Raw genomic sequence first — 17,975 nt, 5'->3', positions numbered from 1 at the left:
GGTCTTGATATGCCTACCAAGATTTTGACAGCGGTCGATGCCGTTCGCAATACCACGAACGGCATGAGGGGAATAATACAAGGTCGGATTAGCGGGGCAAGGCCCCGCGTAATCCGACAACATTGTTGGCCGCCACTCTAATCAAACGCCCACGTGTACAACACGTCCAGCGCATTGTTCGTGCCCGTCTGGAACTGCAGGGTGATGCGGCGGTTCAGCTTGTAGCGCAGTTTCACCAGGCTCGTCGCCGTGCTCGTGCCTTGCTCGAACGTCAGATAGGCGCGCGACGACAGCCGCTTGCCGACGGTGACGACCGTGCTTTCCAGCCCTTGCGCCTGCGACAGGCCCACTTCATCGAGGCCCAGCGAACTGGCCAGCTTGCCCTGCAAGCCGCCGCCGGAGCCGCCGAAGAGGGCGCCCGCCGCCGTGGTGAGCAGGGCCATCTCGTCGCCAGCCGCCGTTTCCGCGCCGTGGCCGAGGATCAGCCAGGCCAGCTTGTCGCTGTCCGACACGCTGGGCGTGGAGACCAGCTTGGCCGTCGGCGCCTGGGCCGTGCCGCGCACTTCCACGCCCGCTTCCACATTCGTTTCCGACAAGGCTTCGCCTTCGGGACGCTTGCGCACGGCCAGGATATTCAGCGACGGGTTGTCGTAGGCGCCCGTGAAGGCGATCAAGCCCCGTTCGATCGACAGCTTCTGTCCGTACGCCGCGTACAGGCCGTTGACGACGCGGATGCTGCCCGTCACGCGCGGCGCGGCGCGGTTGATGACCCTGGCGCGCACATTGCCCGCCAAATCCGCATCGAGTCCCATGCCGCGCAGGTGGAAGGCATTGCCCAGGTCAAATTCCAGATCGATATTCAGGGGCAAGGATGGCGCTTCCTTGCCGCCCTTGACTTCCTTGCCCAGCACCACCACGTCATTGCTTTGCGTCGGGGTATCTTGTGGCGCCAGCTCGATCAGCGCGCGGTTGGCCTTGAACTTGCCCTCGAAGCTGAAGCGCTTGTCGTTGCGTACCAGGGTGCTGTTGCCCGACAGGATCAAGGTGCGGTCGGGGCGCGACAGCGCCTGCAGGCGGTCGGCCATCAGTTTCAGTTCCAGGCTCGCTTCGCCATTTGCAAAGCGCACCCAGCCATCTGCCTGCACCTTGCCATCGCCGCCGTCAAAGCTCAAACGCTGCAATTGCAATTGATCGCCGGCCAGCTTGGCTTGCAGCACGCCATTGCGCAATTTCAAGCCCTGGTCGGCCCAGTTCACCAGCAGCTTGCTGCCGTTGATGTCGCCATTCAATTGCGGCGCGCCGATGGTGCCGCTGCCGGACAAGGCCACTTTCAAGGCGCCGCCCAGCTCCAGGCCCGGCTGGCCCGTCAGTGGCGCCAGCCACGCCAGTGTATCGATGCTGGTGGTGCCCGTCAGCGAGAGGGCGCTGTCGTTGCTGATGCGTCCGTTCAGCATTTGCACGGTGGCATTGATATCGCTCTGGCCCGCGCGCGCGCCATCGAGTTTCACGGCCAGGCGCAGTTGCTGGTTGGCGACATCCACGCGGGCATCGAAGGTGCGCAGTCCCAGCGCCAGCGGCTGTTCCACGCCCACCGTCACATCGCCTTTTTCGCGGTAGATGTGCAGCATGCCGGCCAGGGACGGGTCTTTCTGCTTGGCCGTCGGCACCTGCATGTCGAGCGACCATTGCGCGCCCAGGGTCAGGTCGCTGCGCGCATTCGCCTGCAGCGAGGGGATCACTTGCGCCAGGTAGGTCAGCGCCACGCCGGCCGCCTGGCCGGAACTGCTCCAGCGGGGGCCGTTCTTGACCAGGCTTTGCATGGTGATGCTGCCTGCTGGCAATTTGATGACGGCGTTGCCCACGCTGATCTGCTCGGGCTGGCCCAGGCCCGCCACGCCGCTGCCGGCCGGTCCCGCCACTTTCACGGGCACGGGCGCTTGCAGCACCAGCGCATAGCGGCCCTTGTTTTGCAGGCTGTCGATGCTGCCCGTCCAGGCGGCGCCGCTCTGGCTGCCGCGGATTTGCACGGTGGCGTCGAAATCGTCATTGCGCGCCGCCAGGCTCACCGTATGGCTGCCGCGCGTGCCCGTCGTGCCCAGGCGGGCGCTGGCCAGCTTGAAGGTGGGCGTGCTGTAGCCCGTGATGTCCAGGCTGCTGACCATGGGGTCGAGCGCGCCTTGGCCGGCGCCCACGCTGGCGCTGCCTTTGACGGCTTTCAATTGCTGGTCGCCAAAGAAGGTCAGATCCTTGCCATCGAGCGTCAGTTGCGCGGCGGGCGCGTCCATCTTGCCGCTCACGGTACCGGCCGCATGCAGCACGCCGGCAAACTTGGGACCCAGGGTCGACAGTTGCGGCGCATCGAGTTTCCATGTGAGCTTGTCGGTGGCGCCGCCCAGCGCGCCCTTGGCCAGCAGGCTGTTCGGCCCCAGGCGCAATTCCGTATCCACGCTGTCGATGCGTTTCGCGTTGGCGGACAATTTGGCGTAGCCGGCCAGCGGTGCATTTTGCAGGGTCGATTCACGCAGGGCCAGGTTCAGGGCCACTTGCCAGTCGCTGGTCAATCGGCCGCTGCCGTTGAAGTCCGCATTGACGTTGCCGTTAGGCAGTGATGCGCCAAACGCGGCCGGGTTGATCTTTTGCAAGGATCCCGTCATTTTCAATTCCGCCTGCTGCTTCGGCCCCGTCAATCCCACTTCGCCGCTGGCGTGGATGGCGCTGTCGGGCGCGGGACGCTTGCCGCTGGTGAGGCCCAGTCCCTTCGCATCGGCAACAAAGCTCGTGCGCGGCTGTTGCAGCGTGCCTTGCACCACGCCGCTGGCCTGCACGGCGCCCAGCAAGTCGCTTTTCAGGGCGGACAGCTGGCGCGCATCGACGTTCCAGTTGAGTTTTTCGCCGGCGCCGCCAAAGTTGCCCTTGGCCGTGACATTATTCTTGCCCAGCGCCAGTTGCACGTCGATGCCGCTGAAATGCGCCGCATCGGCCGTCAGCTTGCCCTTGCCGGACAGGGGCTGATCCAGCAGCTTGCTGGGGCGCACGGTAAAGTCCGCATGCGCCAGCCACTTGGGTGCAACGTGGCCGTTGGCGCGCACGTCGAGGTTCAGGTCGGCCACGGGGAAAGCGCCGAAGTCGGCGGGATTGAGGCGGCTGGTGCTGGCCACGGCCTTGAACGGCTGCTCGTCCTTCAGGCTGATCTGGCCCGTCGCGTTGACGCTGCTTTTGCCTGCCTGCAAGGTCGCCTTGCGCAGTTGCACCAGCGAGTCGGCCAGTGTCGCTTCCACATCCAGGCGCAGCTTGGCTTCACCGAGCCTGGCGCGCAGGGTTTGCGTCTTGCCGTCGCTGTCGAGCACGATGTCGCCGACGATCTTCGTGCTGTTGATGCTGCTGTAGATGTGCTGCAAGTCGATCTTGTCCGTGTGCAAGGTCAGTTGCGCATTGCCGATGGGGCCATCGACGGCGTCGCGGTTGAGTTTGCCGCCGCCCGTGAATTTGCCCGCGTTGCCGAAATCGATGATGGCCGATTCCAGGGTCGTGGCCGTCAGGGTGCCGCCCAGGCGCGCTTCGAACTGGCGCAGCGGCAGCTTTTGCTGGTCGATGGGGCCAGGCGTGGCATGGTTGAGGATGGCCAGCTTGCCCGACACCGTTTGCTTGGTCGGCCGGGTGTCGATGGCGGCATCGAGTTCCAGGCTCAGGTCCGCCTGCGGCAAGGTCGCGTCGAATTTGCCTGGATTGATGTTGCGGCCACGGATGTTGGCCGAGCGCAGGATGATGACGGGGTCGAACGGCGCCAGCGCCAACCGGGCATCGGCTGTGGCCGCGCCCGCGCTGCCCTTGGCCGTGACGTTCAGCAGATTCAGGTCGCCGCCCAGTTGCAGCGCCAGGGCGGCCGGTTTTTCGCCGGCGGCAGGGTTGAGCTGCGTCAAGCCCGCCTTGCCGCTGAGTTTGAATGGCTGCGTGGCGGCAATCGTGGCGCTGGCCGTGGCCTGGCCGAACGGCGTCAGCGCCGAGGCGTCTTCCAGCTGCCATTGCGACTTGTCGCCCGACAAGGTGAAATGGATCTTTTCAAATACCGTGTTGCCGCCCGCGCTGATGAGGGCCACCTTGTCCAGGCGCGCGTCGGCAATGCCGATTTTAAAAGGCGCGGCCAGGCTGGCGGGCATCGTCGACGGTTCCTCGGACGGCGCCGTGCTTGCCACGGACAGGCTGGCCACGTGCAGTTCGCTGATGGCGATGCCTTCCGAAAAGAACTGGAACGGCGACCAGTTGATGTCGATATTGTCGGCCGTGATGTGCTGCGTCTTGCTGCGGTAGCTGACGTGGCCCAGGTGCATGCGGTTGTACAGCGAGCCGGACACGCCCGACACTGCGATGTCGCCGCCGCTGGCGCTGGCCACTTTTTGCACCAGCATCTGCAAGGTCGATTCGCGGCCCAGGAACCAGAAGGCGCCGCCCAACAGCACGGCCAGGCTGGCGACGGCGATCAGCACGTAGCGCACCCAGCGACGCGGTTTTTTCGCCGGCGGTGGCGGCGCGGCGTCGTGGGACTCGGTAGAAATATCGGACATCAGAAAGTAAATCCCAGAGAAAAGTGCAAACGGTATTTTTGGACGGCGTGGCCATATGCCACGTCGACATTGATGGGGCCGACGGGGCTCTTGTAGCGCCCGCCCAGGCCATAGCCCGATTTCGGCGTCAACGCCTTGACGGTATCGGCCGCGTTACCGGCGTCATAGAAGGCGGCAATCGCCCACTTCGGCTTGAACCAGTACTGGTATTCGGCGCTGGCGGTGGCCATGTAGCGCCCGCCGACGGTGGCGTCGCCCTCTTTGACGCCCAGTTCCTGGTAGCCATAGCCACGCACCGACTGGTCGCCGCCCGCGCGGAACAGGTAGACGGCCGGCACGCCGCGTTTTTCCTTCGAACCCAGCGCGCCCATTTCGCCGCGCACGATCAGCTCGCCCTTTTCACCGAGCGGACGGTAATACACGGCCTTGCCGGCCACGCGCACGAAGCGCTCGTCCGTCAGCACGGGCAGCAGGGCGCCGCCCAATTGGGCGTTGATGACGTAGCCCCTGGTGGGGAACAGCAGACTGTCGAGGCTGCGCTTGGTGATGGCATAGGTCAGCGGCAAGCTCTTGCTGCGCGTCTGTTCCAGGCCCACGATGGTCTTGTCTTCGCTGAGGAACTCGAACGTCAGGCTGCGTTCGAGGTTGGTGCCGCCCCAGTTGCGCTTGGCCGAGATGGTGGTGACGGCCGTGATTTCATTGGAAATGTCGCTGCGCTCGAACGAGGCGCCCGCGCTGTCGTTGTAGCCGCGCTCGGTGGTGGGGAAATAGAAGTTGGCGTGCGCCGCCTGTTTCTTCGTTTCCATGGTGATCGCGCTCTTGAAGCGCGTGCCCCACACGTTCAGGTTGTCATAGTTGAGCTGGGCGCGATTGCCCGTATTCGTACTGAAACCGAGACCGGCGCTGACGTTTTGCTGCTTGTTTTCCGTCACGCGCACGACCAGCGGCAGTTGCGGCGCGGGGCCGCGGTTGGGGGGCCTGGTTTCGGCGGCGTCACCGGCGGCCTCGGCTTGCTGGCTTTCCTGGCCCGCCTCGATCTGCTCGCCCAGGATGCTGCTCATGTCGGCGCTCACTTCCACGCTGGCAAAGTAACCCGTGTCCTGCAGGCGCGCCTGGAACGATTGCAGCGCCGATTCGCTGTAATAGTCGCCCGGGCGTATCTTGTCGAGGTTGCGGATGATGCTGGCATCGTAGCGCTTCAGGCCTTCGATGCGCAGTTCGCCAAAGCGCAGTTCGGGGCCGCTGTCGAGCACCACCAGCAAGGACACCTTGTGCGTTTCCGGGTCAACCACGGCTTGCGTGTCGACCAGCTGGGCGCGCGGGTAGCGCGTCTGCACCACTTCGCGCAGCAGCGCGCGCTTGGCCGATTCCCATTCGGCCTGGCGGAACACGCTGCCCGATTTCAGCGACCAGCTGCGCTTCAAGCCTTCCGTATCGAAGGGCTCGGATGCGGCCAGCGGCGGCGTGGGGTCGAAGCCGCGCAATTCCAGCTCGACCTTGTCGATGGTCACCGGTTCGCCCGGGTCGACGTCGACGATGACGACGGGTTTGGCGCCCGTCGTATCGACGCGCACCGTGACGACGGGCGTGTAGTAGCCGGCCGTGGCGACGAGGTTTTTGGCTTGCTCGGGCGTATCGCGCACGAGGCGCTGCAATTGTTCGCGGTCCATGCGCGGGTTGCCGCGGAAGCGTTCCAGGTCCAGGTTTTTTTCCAGCAACTCATCGAGGTCGCCGGGCGCGTTGACCTTGACCTCGTACTGCAGCGGCGCGGGTGCCGCTTCCGTGGCGCTGGCGCTCTCTGGAGCAGCATCTTGCGTGCCCTCCTGCGCGCGGGCTTCGGCGATCGGGCATATCAAGATGACACTGCCGGCGGCCGCCAATGTCAGTTGCCCCATTACTTTTGTCACTACTTGTGCCAAAATTCGTGGTCGTATCGCCTTGCCGGCAGCCGTATGCCGTATGGGTCGTGCAGAAAACATGGTGCTCCAGATGAGTAAATGCTGACTGCATGTTACCGGAATAGGTAAACTGATGGCGGACGAATAAGTATTTTTTGCGCGGGGAATCACGTTTCCCCGCGCACGATTGCAACAGAGTAAAACTGAAAAGAAAGAAATTATGCTAGCAACGGACTCCGCACTGGTGCTCTTTAGCGGTGGACAAGATTCCACCACCTGCCTGGCCTGGGCCTTGAAACACTATAGCCGCGTGGAAACCATCGGCTTTGACTATGGACAGCGCCATGCGATCGAGCTGACCGTGCGTCCCGGCGTGCTCGAACAGATGCGCCGGCAATCGCCCGAGTGGGACAGCCGCCTGGGCCAGGATCACATGATCGACCTGTCCCTGATTGCCGCCATTTCCGATACGGCCATGACGCAGAACGTCGAGATCGTCATGCAGGAAAACGGCTTGCCGAACACCTTTGTTCCTGGACGCAATTTGCTGTTCATGACGGTGGCCGCCACCGTGGCCTACCGCCGCGGCTTGACGGTGCTCGTCGGCGGCATGTGCGAAACGGATTTTTCCGGCTACCCGGATTGCCGCGACGATACGATGAAGGCCCTGCAAGTGGCGCTGAACCTGGGCATGAACACGCGTTTGAAACTGGAAACGCCGCTGATGTGGCTGGACAAGGCGCAAAGCTGGGATCTGGCGGAAGACCTGGGCGGCCAGCCGCTGGTCGACCTGATCCGCAGCGGCACGCACACCTGCTACCTGGGCGAGCGGGGACAATTGCACGACTGGGGCTATGGCTGCGGCACTTGCCCCGCCTGCGCCCTGCGCGCGAATGGCTACCAGCAATACGCGGCGAGGAAGGCCGCCAAGTAAGTAATTTTGCGCCGTTTCTTCAAGCGGCGCGGCAGGGGGACACGCCATGCTGTGGTTTTTGCCACAGGAGCGCCTTGTCATGAAATCCCTCTTTGCCGCGCTGTACGGCCCCGTCTTCTGGGCCGGCTTCATCGGCGCCGCCGCCTGCCTGATCGCGGTGTGCGACACCTCTCTCTGGGTCTTGCCGCCCTTGCTGCTGCTGGCCCTGCTCACGTCCTTTCTTGCCGAGCGTTATCTGCCGTACGACGATGCCTGGAACCATGCGCACGGCGACGGCTGGCGCGACGTGCTGCACGCGTTCGTCAACGAGGCGCTATACCTGCCGGGCCTGGCGGCGTTTCCCCTGCTGGCAGGACACCTGGCGCTGGGGCCGTTCTGGCCCGTCCAGCTGCCGTTCTGGCTGCAACTGTTGCTGGCCATCCTCATTGCCGACTGCGGCATTACCCTGGTGCATTACCTGAGCCACCGCTACTATTTTCTGTGGAAACTGCATGCCGTGCATCACAGCGTGCAGCGCCTGTATGGATTCAATGGCTGGATGAAGCATCCGCTGCATCTGCTGCTGGAAGCGGCGGGCGGCATGCTGCCCTTGCTGCTGCTGGGCATACCGGAGCGTGTCATGGCCGTGCTGGCGTTTGCCGTGGCGATCCAGCTGCTGCTGCAGCATGCGAATGTCGACATGCGCATGGGGCCGCTGCGCCACGTGTTTGCCTGGGCGCCCTTGCACCGTTTTCACCACATGAAATACGGCACGGCCGGCGACGTGAATTTCGGCCTGTTCTTTACTTGCTGGGACCGCTTGCTGGGCACCTGCTTCGACGCGCCGGATTATCGCATGCGGGGCGAAGACCTGGGCATCGGCAGCCGTCCCGATTATCCCGTGGCCTACCTGCCGCAATTGATCGAACCATTCCGCGCGGAAGAGGGCGTGCGCGCGCCCGAGCTGCCGGCCGGCTTGAAGCCGGCGCAGAAGTGACACTTAATCGAGCAGCTTGACCTTGAGCTGGCGCAAGCTGCGGTCGGCGCGCACGCCGAACAGGCTGCGCATGGTGCGCGAAAAATGCGCGGCATCGGCAAAGCCGGCGCCGTGGGCCGCGTCCGTCAGGGTGCTGCCGAGCAAGATGAAACGGATGGCCAGGCGCAGGCGGCGCCACAGCACCAGCCGGCGCACGGGCAGGCCCAGCTGGGCGCTGAACAGGCGTTCCAGCTGGCTCAGCGACAAATGCGCGGCCCCGGCCACGGCGGCCGCGCTGACTTTGCCCGACAGCAGCGCATCGACTTGCTCCAGCGCGCGCCGCAGGCGGGGATCGGGCAAGTGCTCGCGCGGCTGGGCCTGCAATGCGGCGGCGACATTGTCCAGCGTGGGGGCGCCAGCATGGGCGGCGGCCAGCAAGGCCGCGCCGCTCAGGCGCTGCGGTTCCGCATAGATGGTCAGCATGAAAGCCGGCGCGGCCACGATGGCGTGCGGGCGCAGGCTTTCGATCAGCAAGTGCCGCGCCGTGTGGACGATACCGTCGAGTTCTGCCGTGAAGGGCGCCCCGGTGCTCAGCATCAGCTGGTGCGCATAATGGGCGTGGCTGTCCGTGGCGCCAACTGCGCCATGCAGGATGGCAAAGTCCGGCGCCAGCCATAGTGTTCCCTGCCAGCTATCCTGCTGCAAACGCGACTCCTGCGTGATGGTTTCCAATGTATCGAATTTTCCCGAAGTACTCATTATTGCATTTGCGAAATTTGTGATTTTTTTAATACAATATTCAGCATTGCAAGGGCGCCCGCTGTAACGTACTATCATTCTCATCGACTACCGATGGTAATCGTGCAGCCCGCTGCCAGCCATGCTGCTGACCGTGTAGCGGTTTGATGTCCGTTCTGCCTGTCAGCCTGTCATGCCTACACGCGCGTCTACGTCGTGGTTTGCTCGGTCAGTGTCGCACTGGGTGGGGCCGCGCGTGCTGGCTGCGCTGGTGCTGGCGCTGTGCCTGGGACTGACGTATGGCGCCTGGCGCAATGCCCACGACGCCAGCGAACAGCAGGTGCAGGCCGATTTTGACTTCCGCGTGCGCGAACTGGTGGGCAACATCGTCGTCCGCATGCAGACCTACATCCAGGTGCTGCACGGCGTGCAGGGACTGTATGCCAGTTCGCAGGACGTCACGCGCAGCGAATTCCATGCCTATCTGGCGGTGCAGCAGGTGGACCAGCATTTTCCCGGCATCCACGGCATCGGCTACCTGCCGCTGTTGCCCGGTGCCGGGCTGGCGCGGCACGAAGCGAGCGTGCGCGCGGAGGGATATCCCGGCTATGCCGTGCGTCCGCCGGGCCAGCGCGCCTGGCATGCGCCCATCACTTATCTGGAACCTTTAAGCGAAAGCAACCTGCTGGCGTTCGGCTATGACATCTGGTCGGAACCCGTGCGCCGCGCCGCGCTCGAACAGGCGCGCGACACGGGGCAAGCGGTCATGACGGGCAAGATCCACCTGGTGCAAGATGGCGGCAGCGCCCAGGCGCATGGCTTCCTCGTCGTGCTGCCCGTGTATGACAATGGATTGCCGCATGCCAGCGTGGCGCAGCGCCGCGCCGCCTTGCGCGCCTGGGTGTTTGCGCCGTTCCGCATGGTCGACCTGATGGCGGGCGTGGGCGGCGAGGGGGCGCGCCAGCTGGATCTGGAAATCTATGATGGGGCACAACAGGCTGAGGCGGCCCTGATGTATGACAGCTTGCCGGAGCTGCTGGCGGCGGCCGGGTCGGACAGCCTGGTGTCGCAGCAGGCGGTCAGCATCGCCGGCCATGCCTGGACCTTGCGCGTGCGCGCCATGCCGGGCTTCGATGGCGAGCTGCTGGCGCGGCCCCGCCTGGTGGCCTGGACCGGCTTGCTGGCCAGCATCGTGCTGGCGCTGGCGGCCTGGCTGCTGGCGGCGGGCCGCGCCCGCGCCCAGGCGGCGCTGGCGCGTTCGAGCCAGTTGACGGACCAGCTGGAGCAGGGCCAGGCCAGCGTGCTGGCGATGGCCGAGGCGGCGCAGCGCAGCCAGGCCATGCTGCGCAGCATCCTCGATTCGACCATCGACGGTATTTTGGTCGACAACATCGAAGGCCGCATCTTCACCTCGAACCGGCGCTTCCGCGACCTGTGGCAAGTGCCCGACGCGCTCGACTGGCAAGCGGACGGTGCGGCACTGGTACGCCATGTGGAAAGCCAGCTGGAGCAAGCGGCGCCTTTCCTGGGAGCACGCGCCCACGCGCCGCATGGCCACCGCGAGCGGCGCGACGTGCTGCACCTGCGCGATGGACGGGTGGTCGAGCAATATGTGCGCAGCATGCAGTTGGGCAATGAACAGGCGCGCTTGTGGACCTTCCGCGACATCAGCGAGCGCAGCCAGATGGAACGGCGCGAGCACACGCGGCGGCAAGTGCTGGAAATGCTGGCCACGGGCGCGCCGCTGGAGCGGGTGCTGGAAAGCGTGGTGCTGAGCGTGCAAGCCGACCATCCCGCCATGCTGTGCAGCATCTTGTTGCTCGATGAAAACCGCCACCGTCTGGTGCTGGGGGCGGCGCCCAGCTTGCCCGCGTTTTTCAACGTGTCCAGCCATGGCCATGGCCTCGACACCCTGCAAGGCGTGCATGGCATCGCCGCGCAAGCGCTGCGCGACGGCCAGCGCGTGATCGTGGGCGACTTGCATGCCGCTGCCGATGTGCAAGAGACGATGGAACTGGCGTGGCGGGCCCAGCTGCAATCGTGCTGGGCCGAGCCCGTGCGTGGCGGCTCGGGCAAGTTGCTGGGCGTGCTGATGGCGTATCACCGCCAGCCTACCTTGCCGGGCGCGGCGCATCTGGCGCGGCTGAGCGAGGCGGCGCACCTGGCCGGCATGGCCATCGAACAGGCGCAGGTGGCGCTGGCCCTGCGCGCCGGCGAAGCGCGTTTCCGCAGTCTGTACGATCATGCGCCCGTGGCTCTGTGGGAACAGGACTGGTCGGCCGTGCGCGCCGCGCTCGTTGCGCTCGAACAAGCGGGCGTGCGCGACCTGGGTGCCCATTTCCAGGCCCATCCGGACGCGCTACAGCGGCTGGCGGGGCTGGTGCGCATCATCGATGCGAACGGCGCCGCGCTGGCGCAGGTGCGCGCCAACGAGAGCGACCAGCGCCGCGGCGCGCTGGGCCTGGCGCAGAATTTCGATGCCAGCGCCTTGCCCCGTTTTGGCGATGCGCTGCTGGCGCTGGCTGGCGGCGCCCACCTGTACGAGTGCGAGAGCAGCTTCCTGCGTCTCGATGGCGCGGCGCGGCAAAATGAGCTGAGCTTGCTGGTGATGCCCGGCCATGCCGACAGCCTGGACTTCGTCATGGTGTCCTCGCTCGATATCACCGAGCGCAAGCGCATGAACGCGGAATTGCTGCAATTGGCGACCACCGATTTTTTGACGGGCTTGCCGAACCGGCGCCATTTCATGGCGGCACTGGAAAACGAGCATGCGCGGCTGCAGCGCGAACTGGCCAGCTGCGCCAGCGTGTTGATGCTCGATATCGATCACTTCAAGCGCGTCAACGACGAGTATGGCCACGCCGTGGGCGATACCGTGCTGCGCCACCTGGGCGCGCTGATGTGCCAGGCGCTGCGCAAGGTCGACGTACCGGGCCGCGTGGGCGGCGAAGAATTCGCCATCTTGCTACCGGGCACCGACCTGGCGGCGGCGGCCGTGTTTGCGGAGCGGTTGCGCCGGCGCGTGGCGGAAAGCTCGCTGACCACCGATGGCGGCATCCTGATCACCATCACGGTGAGCATCGGCATGGCCGCCATGGCCGGCACGGATGCCGATTGCGACGCCGTGCTGGCGCGCGCCGACGAGGCCCTGTACCGGGCCAAGCGGGGCGGGCGCAACCGCATCGAACAGAATGATGGCGGCAGCGACGGCGTGCTCAGCAAATTCATGGCGCAGTGATTACAGGCTGTGCTGATGCGCTTGTGCCTGCTTGTGCTTGCGGCTGACGATCAGCCAGACGATGGCCACGGGAATCAACAGGGGCAGCAGCACGGGCGTGCTCAGCGCCAGCACCAGCACCACGCAGAGTGCCAGCACGGCGATCAGCACCACGCCCATTCCCGCCAGCACCACGCCCGTGACGACGGCGGCGCACACCAGCGCAATGGCGGCGACCAGCAAGCCGCCACCGGCAAACACCAGGCCGAACAGCCATTCCAGCGGACCGTCGACATCGTCGCCGTTGAACTGCATGTGCATGTCGCTGCCACCGACCTTGTCGAGCAACAGGCAGGCCAGCATGACGATGAGGATGAAGGTGAGCAGTTTTTTCATGGTAAGCCTCGGTGTGTGGGTGATGGGGTGTTGCATGCTACACACTGTAGGGGCGCGCCGGGCTGGCCGCCAGCGGCATGCGACAGGCCGTCATTTTCACGGTATGGGAGGTCTGTACGGGCAGAAAATGCTGAATCTGGAACAAGATTTCTTTTCTTGTAATACGCGCAAGCCGTCCTATACTGAATACCTCAGTCTCGCAAGGAGGGCAACATGCTTTTGTTTGCAGATACCGGGGATCAATCGCTATCCCTTTCCCACCATCGAACCACGCGCCAGCGTAGCGCCCCGCAGTCCTGCGCCGAGCCCGTCGGCGCGCCATCGGCGATACCTCCGATCATCATCAATCCCTTTAATTACCATGCGCCATTGCCAGCCATCGACCCGCGCTGGGTGCCGCCCGGTCCGCCGCTGACCTGGCCCAGCCGGCCTGCCATGTCCATGTGCTGACGGCACCGGCGGACGGCAGTCGGCTGGTCTGGCCGTGAAAAAGCCCGCATCGCGGGCTTTTGCCAGTACTTGCCCGCGTCAGGAGGATTTGCGGCGCAGCATGAAACCCAGCAAGCCCAGGCCGGCCAGCAGCATGGCATAGGTTTCCGGTTCGGGAACGGCCGCGATGAAGGCGTGGTTGTCCGTCTCGAAGGCATTCTGCGTGGAGTTGAAGGCAACCGAGGTGATCTTGCTGCCAACGCCGGCGAAGGCGTTCACGTACAGGCCCACGGACTGATTGCCGTTGGCGGCATCGCCGGCCAGCGTTGCCAGTTGCGTGCCCGTCAGCGTGGTCGAGCTGTGGTCGGCAAAGGTGTAGGTCACGCTGTTGTACGTGTCCGGCGAACCCATGTAGAAGCCGAAATAGCTCAAGCCGCCACTGAAGTTGGCGGTCACGGGCGAGTGCTGGTCGGAAGAAGTGCCTGCCGACAAATACTTGCTCATATCGCCAGGAGGCGTGGCATGGTTGCCGTTCGTGCCGGTGAACAGCGCGCCGTCGATGTAGTTGGCGGGCAGGATGCCGCTGTTGAAATCGATCGTGGTGGCGCCTGCAACGGATGTCACCAGCCCTTGGCCGGCCAGGGCCGTGCCGCCGGCCGTAAATGTGGGGACGGCGCTGGCGCTGCCTGCGGCGGCAGCGAGCGTCGCGCATGCCAGTGTGGACAAGATTTTCATGTTTATTCCCTCAAAGATTTATAGGTGTACGCAGCTGTTTTGATCAGGACAGGCAGAAGTGCTTGGCGTGGCGATGCAAGGCGGCGTGCGGGGATGAGGGACGTCGCAAGATGAAATAATTTCTTGAGGCCAAGCATTACTAAATGCAATATTTGAAATATAAAAAACATAATTCAGATTGCAAAATAATAATAGTCTTAGTTGAGCAATATCAAAGCTCGATTACTAGAATAAAGCTACTACATTGATAGCTTGTCTTATTGCCGAGATCGACTATGGCGGGCCGCGCCTTACCTTGCGGCAAGGCGGCACGGGTGGACGTTTTCGACTATCATGCTAGCCCCGACCCTCCACCACGAGCACCGCCATGAGTACCGATTTTCCCGACTTTTCCGACGAAGCAGCCGAGCAGGACAATGACGCCCCGATCCAGGAGCCGCGCCTGTGGGTAGGCAATGGCTGGACGGCGAGGGTGATCAAGAACGAGGAAGATGAAGGCTGGGCCGTCGCCATGATCAAGGATGGCGAACCGGAGCCGGCGCTGGTAGGCCCGTGGACCATGGGCCGCGACAAGAAAAATCCGAAACCGCTCGACGTCAACGCGTTCAACACGCTGGTGAAGACGGCGTCGGAAGTGCTGCGCCGCCACGAGCAGCAGTTGCATGCGCAATTGCACAAGAACCTGTTTGTCGCCACCGACGAGGGGCAAGTCAAGGTGATGTTCGACATCGTGCCCGACGAAGAGCACCCATACGCGGAACTGAGCGCCTACGACGCGGACGGCGAACAGATCGCCAAGGTGCGCACCTCGGCCGCCTTCAAGTTCAACGCCACGTCGGCCGCGAACTGGATCGAAGGCGGCTACCGCAAGCCGTAAGCTATATATATTGTCGGCGCCGGTGTTGGTGTCGGATTACGCTCCTTCGGAGCTAATCCGACCTACCTCCTCTTCCTCTTCCTCCTCTTGCCGGCGGTATGCCAGCCGGTACAGCAGCGGCAGCACCAGCAGGGTCAGGGCCGTCGACGACAGGATGCCGCCGATCACCACGGTGGCCAGCGGACGCTGCACTTCGGCGCCCGTGCCCGTGGCAATCGCCATCGGCACGAAGCCCAGTGACGCCACCAGCGCCGTCATCAAGACGGGACGCAAACGCGTAATGGCCCCTTCGCATATCGCCTCCTGCAAGGGCATGCCCTGTTCGCGCAACTGGCGGATGTAGGCGATCATCACCAGGCCGTTCAGTACCGCCACGCCGGACAGGGCGATGAAGCCGACGGCCGCCGAGATCGACATGGGAATGTCGCGCAGCCACAGGGCGACGATACCGCCCGTCAAGGCGAACGGGATGCCGCTGAACACGAGCAAGCCATCTTTCACGTTGCCGAACATGGCGAACAGCAACACAAACACGAGGGCCAAGGCCACGGGCACCACCAGCTCCAGGCGTTTCGTGGCCGACTGCAATTGCTCGAACTGGCCGCCCCAGCTGGTCCAGTAGCCGGCCGGAATGGCCACTTGCGCTTGCAACTGCTGCGTGGCGTCAGCCACGAACGAGCCGATATCGCGCCCGCGCACATTCGCGCTGACGACGATGCGGCGCTTGCCGTCTTCGCGGCTGATCTGGTTCGGTCCCGGCGCCACTTGCAGGCTGGCCACTTCACCGAGCGGGATGAAGCGCGCACGGCCTTCCGCCGCCGCGCCCTGGGGCAGGGCGATGGGCAGGCGCTTTAATTGCTCCAGGTCGCTGCGCAGGCTGTCGGGCAGGCGCACGACGATGTCGAAGCGGCGGTCGCCCTGGAACAGGGTGCCCGCCTCTTGCCCGCCGATGGCCGTGGCGATCGCCGACTGCACATCGGCAATATTGAGGCCGTAGCGCGCCGTCTGCTCGCGGTCGATCTGCACCGTCAGCATGGGCAGCCCCGTCGTCTGCTCGACTTTTACCTCTGTCGCGCCCGGTATCTTGCCCAGCACGCCGGCGATCTTTGCCGCCGTGCTGTCGAGGACAAGCATGTCGTCGCCGAACAGTTTCACGGCCACGTCGCTGCGCACGCCGGAAATCAGTTCATTGAAGCGCAGCTGGATCGGTTGCGAAAACTCGTAGTTGTTGCCCGGCAAGCTGGTGGCCGTCGCTTCGATTTCCGCCAGCAATTGCTCGCGCGATTTTGTCGGCTGCGGCCATTCGCTGCGGGGTTTCAGCATGATATAGCCGTCGGAAATATTCGGCGGCATGGGGTCCGACGCGATCTCGGCCGTTCCCGTGCGGGCGAACACGCGCGCGATTTCCTTGTGGTTTGCCATGAGCTTGCTTTCCAGCTGCTGCTGCATGGCCAGCGATTGGCTCAGGCTGGTGCCGGGGATGCGCAGGGCCTGGATGGCGATATCGCCCTCGTTCAGGCTGGGCACGAATTCGCTGCCCATGCGCGTGGCCAGCAAGCCCGACAGCAATACGGCCACCGCCGCGCCCGTCAGCACGACGGGCGTGTTGCGCATCACCTTGCCCAGCAGCGGCGCATACCAGCGCTTGGCGGCGCGCATGATGGCGTTTTCTTTCTCCGCTACCTTGTCGCCGATAAACAGCGCCACGGCGGCCGGGATGAAGGTGATCGACAGCAGCATGGCACCCAGCAGGGCGATCACTACCGTCAGGGCCATCGGCGTAAACATGCGGCCTTCCACGCCCGTCAGCGCGAAGATGGGCAGGTACACCACCATGATGATCAGCTGGCCATACAGCAGGGGCCTGCGTGCTTCTTGCGATGCCGCAAACACTTCGTGAAAACGTTCCTGCAAGGTCAGGGGCCGCCCGAGTTTCTGCTGCGCATGGGCCAGGCGGCGCACGCAGTTTTCCACGATCACCACGGCGCCATCGATGATGATGCCGAAATCGAGCGCGCCCAGACTCATCAGGTTGGCACTCACATGGTATTGCACCATGCCCGTAAACGTGAACAGCATGGCCAGCGGAATCACCATGGCCGTGATGATGGCCGCGCGGATATTGCCGAGGAACAGGAACAGGATGGCGATCACCAATACCGCGCCTTCCAGCAGGTTTTTCTTTACCGTATTGATGGCCTTGTCGACGAGCACCGTGCGGTCATACACGGTGACGGCATGCACGCCTTTCGGCAGGCTGCGGTTGATTTCGATCATCTTTTTGTCGACGGCTTGCGACACGGCGCGGCTGTTCTGGCCGATCAGCATGAAGACGGTACCGAGCACCACTTCGCGGCCGTTTTCCGTGGCCGCGCCCGTGCGCAGCTCACGCCCCAGCACCACGTCGGCCACGTCGCGAATGCGGATCGCCACGCCCTGCACATTGGCGACGACGATGTTGCCGATGTCGTCTTTCGATGCCACCTGGCCCGGCGCGCGGATCAGCAGTTGCTCGCCCTGCTTTTCGATGTAGCCGGCGCCCACGTTGCTGTTGTTGCGCTCGAGCGCCGTCACCACGTCTTGCAGGCTGATGCCGTAGGCGGCCAGTTTTTCCGGGTAGGGCGCCACCTGGTATTGCTTGGCGTAGCCGCCGATGGCATTGATTTCCGTGACGCCCGTGACATTGCGCAACTGCGGCTTGATGATCCAGTCCTGGATTTCGCGCAAGTCCGTCGGCGTGTACGGCGTGCCGTCCGGTTTCTTCGCGCCCTCCTGCGTTTCCACCGTCCACAGGTAGATTTCGCCGAGGCCCGTGGAGACGGGCCCCATCTTCGGCGTGATGCCGGCCGGCAAGCTTTCCTTGGCTTCCTGCAAGCGTTCGTTGATCATCTGGCGGGCAAAATAAATGTCCGTGCCATCCTTGAAGATCACGGTCACTTGCGACAGGCCATAGCGAGACAGCGAGCGCGTCTGCTCCAGGTTCGGCAAGCCGGCCATGGCCGTCTCGATGGGGAAGGTGACCCTCTGCTCGGTTTCCAGCGGCGAATAGCCGGCGGACTGGGTATTGATTTGCACCTGCACATTGGTGATGTCGGGCACGGCGTCGATGGGCAGCTTTTGATAGTTGTAGATGCCCAGGCCGGCCATGGCGGCCACGGCCAGCATCACCAGCCAGCGCTGCTCGATGGCGAAGCGGATCAAGCGTTCAAACATGATGGTTTCCTTTCGTTTGAC

The 17,975-nt window shown here is 64.1% G+C and carries 11 protein-coding genes; 5 read left to right on the top strand and 6 right to left on the bottom strand.

Features of this window, described 5'->3' with window-relative positions; all coding sequences use genetic code 11:
- Positions 1-137 precede the first annotated feature (137 nt).
- A complete protein-coding gene (locus KY494_RS15085; RefSeq protein WP_219887384.1) occupies positions 138-4,562 on the bottom strand; it encodes a translocation/assembly module TamB domain-containing protein in 4,425 nt (1,474 codons plus the stop codon).
- Positions 4,562-6,457: an autotransporter assembly complex family protein gene (locus KY494_RS15080; protein WP_219891603.1), complete on the bottom strand. Its 1,896-nt coding sequence runs from the start codon at positions 6,455-6,457 to the stop codon at positions 4,562-4,564. Before KY494_RS15080 ends, KY494_RS15085 begins: the two co-directional genes overlap by 1 nt.
- A 223-nt stretch (positions 6,458-6,680) precedes the next feature.
- On the opposite strand from KY494_RS15080, the gene queC reads away from it, so the two are divergent.
- Together queC and KY494_RS15070 are read left to right on the top strand one after the other, a co-directional pair.
- The gene (gene queC / locus KY494_RS15075; RefSeq protein WP_219136198.1) at positions 6,681-7,394 is read left to right on the top strand and encodes a 7-cyano-7-deazaguanine synthase QueC; all 714 of its coding nucleotides are present in this window, start codon (positions 6,681-6,683) and stop codon (positions 7,392-7,394) included.
- Positions 7,395-7,473: 79 nt separating this feature from the next.
- Positions 7,474-8,370 (top strand): sterol desaturase family protein, encoded by an 897-nt coding sequence (locus KY494_RS15070; RefSeq protein WP_219887383.1) that lies wholly within the window; start codon positions 7,474-7,476, stop codon positions 8,368-8,370.
- 3 nt (positions 8,371-8,373) lie between these two features.
- Here the strand turns inward: KY494_RS15070 and KY494_RS15065 are convergent, their stop codons facing one another.
- Entirely contained in the window at positions 8,374-9,108 is a 735-nt protein-coding gene (locus KY494_RS15065; RefSeq protein WP_219136200.1) for an AraC family transcriptional regulator, read from the bottom strand.
- 172 nt (positions 9,109-9,280) lie between these two features.
- Between KY494_RS15065 and KY494_RS15060 the strand changes: the two genes are divergently transcribed.
- The gene (locus KY494_RS15060) at positions 9,281-12,325 is read left to right on the top strand and encodes a CHASE domain-containing protein (protein ID WP_258194256.1); all 3,045 of its coding nucleotides are present in this window, start codon (positions 9,281-9,283) and stop codon (positions 12,323-12,325) included.
- On the opposite strand, the gene KY494_RS15055 is transcribed toward KY494_RS15060, so the two are convergent.
- A complete protein-coding gene (locus KY494_RS15055; RefSeq protein WP_219887382.1) occupies positions 12,326-12,700 on the bottom strand; it encodes a hypothetical protein in 375 nt (124 codons plus the stop codon).
- A gap of 213 nt (positions 12,701-12,913) precedes the next feature.
- Here KY494_RS15055 and KY494_RS15050 point away from each other — a divergent pair, with 213 nt between their 5' ends.
- Positions 12,914-13,150, top strand: a complete 237-nt coding sequence (locus KY494_RS15050; protein ID WP_219887381.1) for a hypothetical protein — start codon at positions 12,914-12,916, stop codon at positions 13,148-13,150.
- 78 nt (positions 13,151-13,228) lie between these two features.
- Here KY494_RS15050 and KY494_RS15045 read toward each other — a convergent pair whose 3' ends face one another.
- Complete coding sequence (locus tag KY494_RS15045) at positions 13,229-13,864, bottom strand: PEP-CTERM sorting domain-containing protein (RefSeq protein WP_219136202.1); 636 nt, start codon at positions 13,862-13,864, stop codon at positions 13,229-13,231.
- A gap of 367 nt (positions 13,865-14,231) precedes the next feature.
- Between KY494_RS15045 and KY494_RS15040 the strand changes: the two genes are divergently transcribed.
- Positions 14,232-14,741 (top strand): hypothetical protein, encoded by a 510-nt coding sequence (locus tag KY494_RS15040; protein WP_219136203.1) that lies wholly within the window; start codon positions 14,232-14,234, stop codon positions 14,739-14,741.
- A 36-nt stretch (positions 14,742-14,777) separates the two neighbouring features.
- Here the strand turns inward: KY494_RS15040 and KY494_RS15035 are convergent, their stop codons facing one another.
- On the bottom strand, positions 14,778-17,954 hold the full coding sequence (locus tag KY494_RS15035) for an efflux RND transporter permease subunit (protein ID WP_219887380.1): 3,177 nt from the start codon (positions 17,952-17,954) through the stop codon (positions 14,778-14,780).
- Between the last annotated feature and the right edge of the window lie 21 nt (positions 17,955-17,975).

Origin of the sequence: Janthinobacterium sp. PAMC25594, assembly GCF_019443505.1 — a bacterium.
Taxonomy (GTDB): domain Bacteria; phylum Pseudomonadota; class Gammaproteobacteria; order Burkholderiales; family Burkholderiaceae_D; genus Janthinobacterium.
The sequence above is the reverse complement of the archived record's forward strand: the minus strand, read 5'-3'. Positions and strand labels throughout refer to the sequence as shown.